12 protein-coding genes are annotated in these 10,853 nt (G+C 68.0%); 6 read left to right on the top strand and 6 right to left on the bottom strand.

The genetic code is table 11. The features are described from left to right. Positions 1 to 100: 100 nt before the first annotated feature. A complete protein-coding gene (locus tag GP2_RS04000; RefSeq protein WP_006899187.1) occupies positions 101 to 1,477 on the top strand; it encodes a DUF349 domain-containing protein in 1,377 nt (458 codons plus the stop codon). A gap of 3 nt (positions 1,478 to 1,480) precedes the next feature. Here the strand turns inward: GP2_RS04000 and GP2_RS04005 are convergent, their stop codons facing one another. Beyond that, positions 1,481 to 2,098 (bottom strand): Rv2732c family membrane protein, encoded by a 618-nt coding sequence (locus GP2_RS04005; protein WP_006899188.1) that lies wholly within the window; start codon positions 2,096 to 2,098, stop codon positions 1,481 to 1,483. Positions 2,099 to 2,173: 75 nt separating this feature from the next. Further along, on the bottom strand, positions 2,174 to 3,712 hold the full coding sequence (gene miaB, locus GP2_RS04010) for a tRNA (N6-isopentenyl adenosine(37)-C2)-methylthiotransferase MiaB (protein WP_006899189.1): 1,539 nt from the start codon (positions 3,710 to 3,712) through the stop codon (positions 2,174 to 2,176). 177 nt (positions 3,713 to 3,889) lie between these two features. On the opposite strand from miaB, the gene GP2_RS04015 reads away from it, so the two are divergent. Genes GP2_RS04015 through GP2_RS21595 form a run of 5 tightly spaced genes read left to right on the top strand, consistent with a single transcriptional unit; the run spans position 3,890 to position 7,986 of the window. Continuing rightward, a complete protein-coding gene (locus GP2_RS04015) occupies positions 3,890 to 4,618 on the top strand; it encodes an amino acid ABC transporter ATP-binding protein (protein WP_165484400.1) in 729 nt (242 codons plus the stop codon). Positions 4,619 to 4,623: 5 nt separating this feature from the next. Next, a complete protein-coding gene (locus tag GP2_RS04020) occupies positions 4,624 to 5,616 on the top strand; it encodes a glutamate ABC transporter substrate-binding protein (RefSeq protein WP_040526374.1) in 993 nt (330 codons plus the stop codon). Positions 5,617 to 5,629: 13 nt separating this feature from the next. Further along, positions 5,630 to 6,307 carry an amino acid ABC transporter permease gene (locus GP2_RS04025; protein ID WP_006899192.1) on the top strand — a complete coding sequence of 226 codons (678 nt, stop codon included), beginning with the start codon at positions 5,630 to 5,632 and terminating at the stop codon, positions 6,305 to 6,307. Then, positions 6,304 to 7,185, top strand: a complete 882-nt coding sequence (locus GP2_RS04030) for an amino acid ABC transporter permease (protein ID WP_006899193.1) — start codon at positions 6,304 to 6,306, stop codon at positions 7,183 to 7,185. Before GP2_RS04025 ends, GP2_RS04030 begins: the two co-directional genes overlap by 4 nt. A gap of 42 nt (positions 7,186 to 7,227) precedes the next feature. Next, a complete protein-coding gene (locus GP2_RS21595) occupies positions 7,228 to 7,986 on the top strand; it encodes a hypothetical protein (RefSeq protein ID WP_157211642.1) in 759 nt (252 codons plus the stop codon). A gap of 131 nt (positions 7,987 to 8,117) precedes the next feature. Here the strand turns inward: GP2_RS21595 and GP2_RS04045 are convergent, their stop codons facing one another. The 4 genes from GP2_RS04045 to GP2_RS04060 all read right to left on the bottom strand — a co-directional run. After that, positions 8,118 to 8,666: a regulatory protein RecX gene (locus GP2_RS04045; RefSeq protein ID WP_006899195.1), complete on the bottom strand. Its 549-nt coding sequence runs from the start codon at positions 8,664 to 8,666 to the stop codon at positions 8,118 to 8,120. An 8-nt stretch (positions 8,667 to 8,674) separates the two neighbouring features. Further along, positions 8,675 to 9,718, bottom strand: coding sequence for a recombinase RecA (recA, locus tag GP2_RS04050; RefSeq protein WP_006899196.1), 1,044 nt, complete (start codon positions 9,716 to 9,718; stop codon positions 8,675 to 8,677). Positions 9,719 to 9,957: 239 nt separating this feature from the next. Continuing rightward, positions 9,958 to 10,152, bottom strand: a complete 195-nt coding sequence (locus tag GP2_RS04055; protein WP_006899197.1) for a DUF3046 domain-containing protein — start codon at positions 10,150 to 10,152, stop codon at positions 9,958 to 9,960. After that, positions 10,143 to 10,853, bottom strand: a 711-nt coding sequence (locus GP2_RS04060) for a glycosyltransferase (RefSeq protein WP_006899198.1), incomplete at its 5' end; no start/stop codon positions are given. The genes GP2_RS04055 and GP2_RS04060, both read right to left, overlap by 10 nt.

The raw sequence follows: 10,853 nt of genomic DNA on the forward strand, positions 1-10,853 counted from the left end.
GTACTGTCGGCTATCGCGGGGACGATACGATGCCCCGCGAGAATCGACCCCAGCGACCGGCAGCCGTGACGCGCGGCACCTTGAGCGGCAGGACACGCACATGACCAACCCGATCGACCCGTCCCCGGCAACCCAGGGCACCGACCCCGCCGGCACCGGCACGCCGACGACCCCCGGGTCCCGTCCCAAGCCCGGGCCTCGTCCCAAGCCCGGCCCGCGGCCGGGCGCCCACGAGCCCGTCATCAACCACATCAGCGCCGGCGACCCCCACCGCTGGGGCCGCATCGACGAGTCGGGCGTCGTCTGGCTGAAGACCGCCGACGGCGAGCGCGAGATCGGGTCGTGGCAGGCCGGCACCGTCGAGGAGGGTCTCGCCCACTTCGCACGGCGCTTCGAGGATCTCGCGACCGAGGTCGAGGTCCTCGAGGAACGGCTGACCGCGCGGTCCGGCGATCCCCGCAAGGCGCAGGCCGCCGCCAAGCACCTGCTCGCCGACCTCCCCAACGCCCACGTGATCGGCGACGTCGCCGCCCTCCAGCGGCGTCTCGAGGCGATCGTCGGCAGCGCCGACGAGGTCGCCGAGTCGATCAAGGCCGAACGCGAGAAGGCCCGCGCCGCCGCGATCGCCCGCAAGGAGGAACTCGCGGCCGAGGCCGAGAAGATCGGCGCCGAGGCGACCAACTGGAAGCACGCCGGCGACCGGCTGCGGGAGATCCTCGACGAGTGGAAGTCGATCAAGGGCGTCGACCGCAAGACCGACGACGCCCTGTGGAAGCGCTACGCGAAGGCTCGCGACGCGTTCAACCGCCGTCGCGGCGCCCACTTCGCCGAGCTCGACCGGGAGCGCGCCGGGGCCAAGGAGCGCAAGGAGGCGCTCATCAAGCAGGCCGAGGAGCTGTCGAGTTCGACGGACTGGGGCCCCACCTCGGCGAGGTTCCGCGAGCTGCTGCAGGAGTGGAAGGCCGCCGGCCGTGCGCCGCGCGACACCGACGAGGCGCTCTGGCAGCGGTTCAAGGCCGCCCAGGATGTCTTCTTCAGCGCGCGCAACGCCGCCACGTCCGAGCGCGACGCCGAGTACCAGGCGAACGCCAAGGCCAAGATCGAGCTGCTCGAGGCCGCGGAGAAAGCGATCGACCCCGAGTCCGACCTCGACGCCGCCCGGCGCGAGTTCCGCGCGTTCCGCGATCGCTGGGACGAGATCGGGAAGGTCCCGCGGGACCAGATGCACGCCCTCGAGAATCGCGTGCGGGCGCTCGAGAAGCGCATCCGCGACGCCGAGGAGGCGCAGTGGCAGCGCACCGATCCGGAGGCGCAGGCACGCGCGGCCCAGTTCGCCGAACGCGCCGATCAGCTCGAGGAGCAGGCCCGCAAGGCGGCCGAACGCGGCAAGGACCGCGACGCCGCGAAGCTGCGTGAGCAGGCCGCGCAGTGGCGCGAGTGGGCGGAGGCGGCGCAGAGCGCCATCTCCGACCGCTGAGGACTACGCGTCGGCGTCGGGGTTCTTCTTGTAGAGCGCCGTCGCGTAGGCCTCCTGCTCGGCGGCCTGCCGACGGCGCTCCGCCTCGATCGCGAGCTGGTATGACGACCGTGCCCACACCACGCGCGACCAGTGGAAGGTGAGCACGAACACCGCGACCCAGCCCAGGATCAGGCCGATGCCGACGCCCGACGGCGGCTCGACGCCGCCGATACCCGGGGTGTTGCGCGACCACCAGGCGAGCATCCCGGCGACGCAGGCGATGGCGCAGCCGCACAAGGCGACCCACGCCAGCACCCAGCGCCGGGTCACCAGCGCGAGCATCGACGCCACGATGCCGAACAGCGCCACCAGCCAGACGAAGATGCGCGAGACGATGGTGACGCGCTCGGCCTCGGCCGACTCGGTGTAGGCCAGCACGTCGAGGCCGGACACCGATCCGGTGTGCGGGAGAACGAGCGACACCATCGCCACCAGCACCGCGACCGCGACGACGAGCGCGCGTGCGCCCGGGTCGATCTCGCCGGCGACCTTCCGCTCGGCCTTCCTCAGATCACGCTCGTACGCCTTGAACGCCTCGTCGCTGAGGTCGCCCGGGTTGCGGTCCGGGGTCTCGGACATGTCATCGCCTCGATTCATGTTGTGAGTCGTGAGGTCTCGTCGCCGCTTGGGTCTCGCCGGCCCTCGTCGGTCTGCTCAGCCGCAGGTGCCGCAACCGGCGTCCGCCGCCGGGACGGGCGGCGGCGCACCGATGCCCGGCAAGCCGAGGCCCACGCCGACCGGCGGGGTCGTCGGGGTGCGGCTCTGCTCGAAGGAGTCACCGGCACGCGTACGGCGGTGCGAACGGATCCCGGCATCGGCGATCAGATGGTGCGGCGCGGCGTCGGTCAGCACGGTGTGCACGATGTCGCCGGGCCGGATCGCCGACCCGGCGTCGCCGGGTGTGAAGTGCACGAGCCGGCCGTCGCGGGCACGGCCGGTCATGCGCCGGGTCTTCGCGGACTTGCGTCCCTCGTCGGCGACGACGAGAAGTTCCACCTCGTTGCCGACCAGGGCCTGGTTCTCCGACAGGCAGATCCGCTCCTGCAGCGCGATGAGCCGCTGGTACCGCTCGCCGACGACGTCCGGCGGGACCTGATCGGGCATCGTGGCGGCCGGGGTGCCGGGGCGCGGCGAGTACTGGAAGGTGAACGCCGAGGAGAAGCGCGCGCGCTCGACGACGTCGAGGGTCGCCTGGAAGTCCTCCTCGGTCTCCCCCGGGAACCCGACGATGATGTCGGTGGTGATCGCCGCGTGCGGCATCGCCGCGCGGACCTTGTCGAGGATGCCGAGGAACTTGGTCTGGCGGTAGCTGCGTCGCATGGCGCGCAGGATGCGGTCGGAGCCCGATTGCAGCGGCATGTGCAGCTGGGGGCACACGTTCGGGGTCTCGGCCATGGCCTCGATGACATCGTCGGTGAACTCCGCCGGATGCGGCGAGGTGAACCGGACGCGCTCGAGACCCTCGATGTCGCCGCAGGCCCGCAGGAGCTCGGCGAACGCGCCGCGGTTGCGGGGCTGGTCCGGGTCGGCGAAGGACATGCCGTAGGCGTTGACGTTCTGGCCGAGCAGCGTCACCTCGAGCACGCCCTGGTCGACGAGCGCCTGCACCTCGGCCAGCACGTCGCCGGGACGGCGGTCGACCTCCTTGCCGCGCAACGACGGGACGATGCAGAACGTGCAGGTGTTGTTGCAGCCCACCGACACCGACACCCACCCCGAGTAGGCCGACTCCCGCTTGGCGGGCAGCGTCGACGGGAAGCGCTCGAGCGAGTCGAGGATCTCGACCTGCGCCTCCTCGTTGTGGCGGGCACGTTCGAGGAGGGCCGGCAGCGAGCCGATGTTGTGCGTGCCGAACACCACGTCGACCCACGGCGCCTTGGCGATGACGGCGTCCTTGTCCTTCTGCGCGAGGCAGCCGCCGACCGCGATCTGCATGCCGGGACGGCGCGACTTGACCGGCGCGAGATGCGACAGGTTTCCGTAGAGCTTGTTGTCGGCGTTCTCGCGGATCGCGCAGGTGTTGAACACCACGAGATCGGCGTCGGCATCGTCGTCGGCCCGCACGTACCCCGCGTCCTCGAGCAGGCCGGCGATGCGCTCGGAGTCGTGGACGTTCATCTGGCAGCCGTAGGTCCGGACCTGGTAGCTGCGGGGGTGTGGGGTCGATGCGGCCTCGTCAGGCCTGTCCGACAACTCGATACTCACTCCTACCAGGGTACGGGGCCGACGCAAATCGCCTCGCGCGCGCAGTCTGTCACACCGTCCGGCGACTCACCAGAGTGACCCACACCACGCGGGGACACATTTTTTCGTTAGGGTGCCAGAATGACCGTTTCGCCGAGCAAGTCCGCGGACCCCGGGTCCCAGCCGATGATCTCGATGCGCGGGGTGCAGAAGCACTTCGGCTCGCTGCACGTTCTCAAGGACATCGACCTCGAGGTCCCGGCCGGACAGGTCGTGGTCGTCCTCGGGCCGTCCGGGTCGGGCAAGTCGACCCTCTGTCGCACCATCAACCGTCTCGAACCCATCGATGCCGGCGAGATCCGCATCCAGGGTGAGCTGCTCCCCTCGGAAGGCAAGGACCTCGCCCGACTGCGCGCCGACGTGGGCATGGTGTTCCAGTCGTTCAACCTGTTCTCCCACAAGACGATCCTGGAGAACGTCACCCTCGCCCCGACCAAGGTGCGCAAGAAGTCGAAGGACGAGGCGAACAAGCGCGCGCTCGAACTCCTCGAGCGAGTCGGCATCGCCAGCCAGAAGGACAAGTACCCCGCCCAGCTGTCGGGCGGACAGCAGCAGCGCGTCGCCATCGCGCGCTCACTGGCGATGGACCCGAAGATCATGCTGTTCGACGAGCCGACGTCAGCCCTCGACCCGGAGATGGTCAACGAGGTCCTCGACGTCATGGTGTCCCTCGCCAAAGAGGGCATGACGATGCTCGTCGTCACCCACGAGATGGGCTTCGCCCGCAAGGCCGCCGACCGGGTGATCTTCATGGCCGACGGCGCGATCGTCGAGGACTCCGATCCCGACACCTTCTTCACCTCCCCGGAGTCCGACCGCGCCCGCGACTTCCTCAGCAAGATCCTGGGGCACTGATGCACATGAGGAGCACACGCACCGCGCTCGTGATCCTGGCCGTCGGCGCGCTGTTCGCAGGTCTGCTGACCGGCTGCGGCAGCACCGATCCGCGCAACCTGCTGGACTCGGTCCGCGACGGGAACGTCATCCTCGGCGTCAAGTTCGACCAGCCCGGTCTCGGCCTGTACGAGCCGAACGGCAACGTCACCGGCTTCGACGCGACGGTCGCGCGCTACGTGGTCAACCACATTGCCGACCAGCTCGGCGTCGACCACCCGAAGGTCACCTGGCGCGAGACGCCCTCGGCACGCCGCGAGGCGATGATCGACAACGGCGAGGTCGACCTGATCGCCGCCACCTATTCGATCACCTCCGCCCGGGCGAAGAAGGTCTCCTTCGGCGGCCCGTACCTGCAGACCTACCAGGGCCTGATGGTCCGCGCCGACGACAACTCGATCACACAGCTCGAGGATCTCGACAACGGCAAGAAGCTCTGCTCGGTCACCGGGTCGACGTCGGCGCAGAACGTCAAGGCCCAGCTGCCCACCGTCCAGCTGCAGGAGTACGACTCCTACTCGGCATGCGTGGAGGCGCTGCGCCGCGGCAAGGTCGACGCCCTCACCACCGACGAGGCGATCCTCGCCGGCTACTCGAACTTCTGGAAGGGCGAGTTCAAGCTCGTCACGATGACCTACCTGAAGAACGCCTGCGTGAAGGACGCCCTGAAGACGGCGGGCAGCCCGTTTTCGACCGAGCGCTACGGCGTCGGCGTGGCACTCGGGGACGAGGCGTCGGTCGAGGCGATCAACAAGGCACTCGACGAGATGCTCACCCCGGTCGACGGCGGCGAGTCCGCCTGGAACAAGGCGCTGCGCGACAACCTCGGCGACACCTACGTCGACGAGATCATCGCGCGCGCCGACGAACCCGATTCGAAGTTCCCGTACCTGCCCGTCCCCGGCGACCTCGACTTCCTCGATTCGACGTCGAAGCCGTGCCCGGCCGGGCTGAAGTGAGAGGAGAGAACGGATGAACGACGTCTCTCTGTGGGACAGCATGGGGCCGCAGCTGTGGCCGGCCTTCTGGGTCACCATCCAGCTGACCTTCTACTCCGCGATCGGCTCCCTGATCTGGGGCACGATCCTGGCCGCCATGCGGGTCTCCCCCGTCCCGGTTATGCGCGGCTTCGCCACCGTCTACGTCAACGTCGTCCGTAACACGCCCCTGACGCTGGTCGTGCTGTTCTGCGCGATCGGCCTCTACCAGAACCTGGGCCTGACCTTCGCCCCGACGATCAAGTCGAACAACTTCTGGCTGGCGGTCCTGGCGTTCGTGCTCTACACGTCCACCTTCGTGTGCGAGACGCTGCGGTCCGGTTTCAACACCGTGCCGCTGGGCCAGGCCGAGGCGGCCCGGTCGTTGGGCATGTCGTTCACGCAGGTGTTCGGGATCATCGTGCTCCCGCAGGCGATCCGGTCGGTGATCGGGCCGCTGGGCAGCGTGCTGATCGCCCTGACCAAGAACACCACGATCGCCTCGGTGATCGGTGTCGCGGAGGCCGCGGCGCTGATGAAGACCGAGATCGAGACCTTCTCCGACCAACTGTTCGTGATCTTCGGCGTGATCGCCGTGGGCTTCATGATCATCACCCTCACCGAGGGGGCCGTGTTCGGCTACCTCGCCAAGCGACTGGCGGTGAAGCGATGAGCGCCGAATCAACCGTTCTCTACGACGCCCCGGGACCCCGCGCACGAGCGCGCAACCGCATCACGGCGGTCGTCTTCATCGGACTGCTCGTCGCGGCCCTGGTCTATGTGATCGCGGTGCTCGCCTCCAACGAGCAGTTCACCGCCGAGAAGTGGAGTCCGTTCGTCACCTGGTCGACCTGGACGGGCTACATCCTGCCCGGCCTGTGGCGGACCCTCGCCGCGGCCGCGGTGTCCATCGTGCTGTCGCTGCTGCTCGGTGCGATCCTCGGCATCGGACGACTGTCGGAACACCTATGGGTTCGGGCGGTCGCCGGGTTCTTCGTCGAGGTGTTCCGCGCCATCCCGGTGCTGATCCTGATGGTGTTCACCTGGTTCCTGTTCGCCATCTACGGCATCTTCCCGTCGTCGATGCTGGCGTTCGCCGCCGTCGTCACGGGACTGACGCTCTACAACGGCTCGGTGATGGCCGAGATCCTGCGGTCCGGCATCAACTCGCTGCCGAAGGGCCAGACCGAGGCGTCGCTGTCGCTGGGCCTGCGCAAGTCGCAGATGATGCGTCTCGTGCTCCTGCCGCAGGCGATCACGGCGATGATGCCGGCCCTGATCTCGCAGATGGTGGTGGCGCTGAAGGACTCCGCGCTGGGCTACATCATCGGCTATTCGGAGGTCGTTCGAAGCGGCCTGCTGTCGGCTTCGCGGTACGGCAACTACATCCCGGCGCTCATCGTGGTCGCGGCGATCATGATCTGCATCAACTTCGGGTTGTCGAAGCTGGCGACCTACGTCGAGCGGCGCCTGCGTCAGGGCAGCCGGTCGTCGGCCGCGCCTGCCGATCCGGAGAAGGCCGAGCTGGCCGCATCGGAGAACCTTCTCTGACGCCCAGCCAAGGTAACGATTTGTCCGAATTACGATGAAGAGATGACCATCAACACCCCCAATCCTGAGGGTCAGTTTCCTCCCGGAGGCCCCTTCCCCCCGAACCCACATCAGAATCCTCCACAGCAGGCTGGTCAGAAGACGAAGGTGACCATGTCGTTGCCAGTTCTGGCGCTCTTCACCTTCGCGCTGGTCGCAATCACCGGTCTGGTGGCCTCTCTGGTCACCGCAGCCGTGGTAAAGGAAGACACGTCGTCCAGGTCATCCAGCAATGTCGCAGATGCCACCAACTCCGAAGCGGTGTACGGAAACAACACCACGACCACCACGACAACGTCGGCGTCGGCTGTGTACGGGCTCAACCAGCCCATCACCAACGGAGACGTGAAGTTCACTCTGATCAGCGCCGAGAGCCCCGCCACCATCACCAAGTACGATGCCAGCGATGGATCGAGCGGTTACGTCTCCGTGTCGCCCAAGCCAAACGCCAAGTTCATCCTTCTCCATGCGAATGTGGAGAACATCGGAAGAACTCCCGAGAACAGGCTGTACATCGCCGCAGTTGTTCTCAGCGATCAGCAGGATCGTCTCTTTAACACCATCCACGAAAACTACGCAATCCAGCAGAACTTCGACCGCGAAGAGCGGAACGACGAACTGCAGCCGGGCTTCTCCGACGAGGTGTGGTTCCTCTACGAGGTCCCCAAGGCTGCTCAGATCGAGTATGTCGCCCTCACTGATGGTGACTCTCGCGGCAACGGTGAGAGCTACGACATCATCAGGCTCCCCAAGGCGCTATGACTCAGCCGTGACAGCCACCCCACTCGCTGACGGTCTCCCAGGTCGCAGGACTCTACGGGCCTGGCACGGACAACTACCGTATCGGGAGTTCTGTAGGCGTTCGGACTGGAACGACTCAACCGGCGAGGCGTTCAGCTGCCCTGGAAACCCATAAGCGCCTCCCCCACGACGTCGAACGCCATCGACTGCGGGTAACCGCGCCTGACGAGGAAACCGACGAGGCGTCGCATCATCTTGTCCCGTTCGGCGCGGTCGGCGGCTATCCGTTCGACGACCGTTGGGGTGAGCTTGCGCGCGACCAGCTGCGCGGCGATCTCGCGTTCGTCGTCGGGGTCGATGTCGCCGAGCGCCTCGGTGATGATCGACTCCGCGATTCCCTTGTTGCGCAGCTCGTGTTTGAGCGCCACTCGCCCCTTGCCAGAATTCTGGTGGCGCGAGCGGACCCACTCGGCGGCGAAGTCGGAGTCGTCGAGGAGCTGATGCCGGTCGAGACGGGCCATCACCTCGTCGACGGTGTCCGCGTCGAATCCCTTGCGGGTCAGACGTTCACGCATTTCCTGCCGGGAACGCGCTCGGACCCCGAGCAGTCGTAGCGCGGAATCCCATGCGCTGGGTCCCTTGCGGTCGGGAGCTGCCTCCCGACGCCTCTGCGTCTGCTCGGGGTCCGGTGTGTCGTTCAATGTCCGCCTTAGAACTCGACCGGCGCCGGGGCGATGTCGTCGGCGTCGACGGTCGGCCCGATGCCCAGCTTCTCCTTGATCTTCTTCTCGATCTCGTCGCGGATGTCGGTGTTCTCGATCAGGAACTTGCGGGCGTTCTCCTTGCCCTGGCCCAGCTGATCGCCCTCGTAGGTGAACCACGAGCCGGACTTGCGGATGAAGCCCTCGGCGACACCCATGTCGATCAGCGAGCCCTCCTTGGAGATGCCGTGACCGTAGAGGATGTCGAACTCGGCCTGCTTGAAGGGCGGGGCGACCTTGTTCTTGACGACCTTGACGCGGGTGCGGTTGCCGACCGCCTCGGTGCCGTCCTTGAGGGTCTCGATCCGGCGGACGTCCAGACGCACCGACGAGTAGAACTTGAGGGCCTTGCCGCCCGTCGTGGTCTCGGGGGAACCGAACATCACGCCGATCTTCTCGCGCAGCTGGTTGATGAAGATCGCGGTGGTCTTCGACTGGTTCAGCGCCGAGGTCATCTTGCGCAGCGCCTGGCTCATCAGGCGGGCCTGCAGACCCACGTGGCTGTCGCCCATCTCACCCTCGATCTCGGCCTTGGGCACGAGCGCGGCCACCGAGTCGACCACCAGGATGTCGAGCGCGCCCGAGCGGATCAGCATGTCGGCGATCTCGAGGGCCTGCTCACCGGTGTCGGGCTGGGACACGAGGAGAGCGTCGGTGTCGACGCCGAGCTTGGCGGCGTAGTCCGGATCGAGCGCGTGCTCGGCATCGATGAACGCCGCGATCCCGCCCTGGGCCTGCGCGTTGGCGACGGCGTGGAGGGCGACGGTGGTCTTACCCGAGGACTCCGGACCGTAGATCTCCACGACGCGGCCGCGGGGCAGACCACCGATGCCGAGGGCGACGTCGAGGGCGATGGACCCGGTCGGGATGATCTCGATCGGCTGGCGGGTCTCCTCGCCGAGCCGCATCACCGACCCCTTGCCGAAGCTCTTGTCGATCTGCGCGAGGGCCAGATCGAGGGCCTTCTCACGGTCTTGGGGCGCAGCTGCCATGGGAGTTCTCCTCGGTTGTGAGCCGGTTTTCCGGCGGGTGGTCGGTGTGGTCCGGGCGTTCATGTCTGCACGGTATCGGGAGGGTCCGACAATCAACGGACCCCTCGCCGGGACGCGTTCCGGACATCTGCCGGACGCGAGCCGGGCGAACCTTCAGACGCAGCGGGCGCCCGCGCGGTTCCGTCTGGTCTTCAGCATGAACGAACACCTGTTCGATCGCAAGCGTGACACGCGGCGTGTCACCAGCGCTCGCGAGGCACGTCGAAGTCGCGGCAGATCGCCACCCAGACGTCGCGCGGATCGACGCCGTCCTCGATCGCCTGGGCGCCGGTGCGGCCGGCGAACTCGGTGAGCACGTGGTCGACGAGGATCGAATCCGCCCTGGTCACACCGAATTCGGTGGTCATCAGCTCGTTGAACTCGGTCAGGCGCACCGCCCCACCCTAACGCGGTCGGTCCACACCCTCCGGGCCACGGTCACCGGGTCGACGGTGTCGGCTCCGCTGGCGCCGACGGCGCGCGCCGACCGCGCGAAACCCGAGTCGTCGAGGACCGCGCGGACGGCGGCGGCGACCCCATCGACGGTGAGCGGACGCACATACCGGCCGGCGCCTGCGCGGTGCACGCGGTTCGCGAGCTCCCACTGGTCGCCGCCCCCGGGAACCGCGACCACCGGGACGCCGGCGGTCATCGCCTTGGTGAGAATCCCGTGCCCGGAGCCGCAGATCAGGACGGCGGCGTCGGCGAGGATCTCGTCCTGGCGCCCGAGGCCCGCCACCACCCGTTCGGCGTCGCCGAAGCGTGCGAGATCGTCGGCGGACGGCCGCTGCAGCCCGGACACCACGACGCGCACGGTCCGACCGAGAACCGGCTCGGAGAGCGCCTCGAGCGCCACCGCGACCATCTCCGCCTCCCCGGTCCGAGCGGTCGACGGGGCGAGGACGACGAGCGGGCCGTCCCCGGCGGGCCGGGTGAACAGATCGTCGGTCGGCTCCCACGTCAGCAGCCCGACGAGGTGGGTGTCGGCAGGCCAGTCGGGTCGAGGCACCTCGAGACCCGGAAGGGTGGCGACCAGGCGGGCGTCGGGCCCGGGGTCGGCGGCGGGCAGGCCGACCGTCGTCCGCGCGGCGGCACG

The sequence above is a fragment of the Gordonia paraffinivorans NBRC 108238 genome (assembly GCF_000344155.1).
In the GTDB taxonomy this organism is placed as follows: domain Bacteria; phylum Actinomycetota; class Actinomycetes; order Mycobacteriales; family Mycobacteriaceae; genus Gordonia; species Gordonia paraffinivorans.

Coding starts and splice junctions, on each gene's coding strand:
- GP2_RS04000 (WP_006899187.1), top strand. CDS start 101: ATGACCAACCCGATCGACCCGTCCCCGGCAACCCAGGGCACCGACCCC.
- GP2_RS04005 (WP_006899188.1), bottom strand. CDS start 2,098: ATGTCCGAGACCCCGGACCGCAACCCGGGCGACCTCAGCGACGAGGCG.
- GP2_RS04015 (WP_165484400.1), top strand. CDS start 3,890: ATGATCTCGATGCGCGGGGTGCAGAAGCACTTCGGCTCGCTGCACGTT.
- GP2_RS04020 (WP_040526374.1), top strand. CDS start 4,624: ATGAGGAGCACACGCACCGCGCTCGTGATCCTGGCCGTCGGCGCGCTG.
- GP2_RS04025 (WP_006899192.1), top strand. CDS start 5,630: ATGAACGACGTCTCTCTGTGGGACAGCATGGGGCCGCAGCTGTGGCCG.
- GP2_RS04030 (WP_006899193.1), top strand. CDS start 6,304: ATGAGCGCCGAATCAACCGTTCTCTACGACGCCCCGGGACCCCGCGCA.
- GP2_RS21595 (WP_157211642.1), top strand. CDS start 7,228: ATGACCATCAACACCCCCAATCCTGAGGGTCAGTTTCCTCCCGGAGGC.
- recA (WP_006899196.1), bottom strand. CDS start 9,718: ATGGCAGCTGCGCCCCAAGACCGTGAGAAGGCCCTCGATCTGGCCCTC.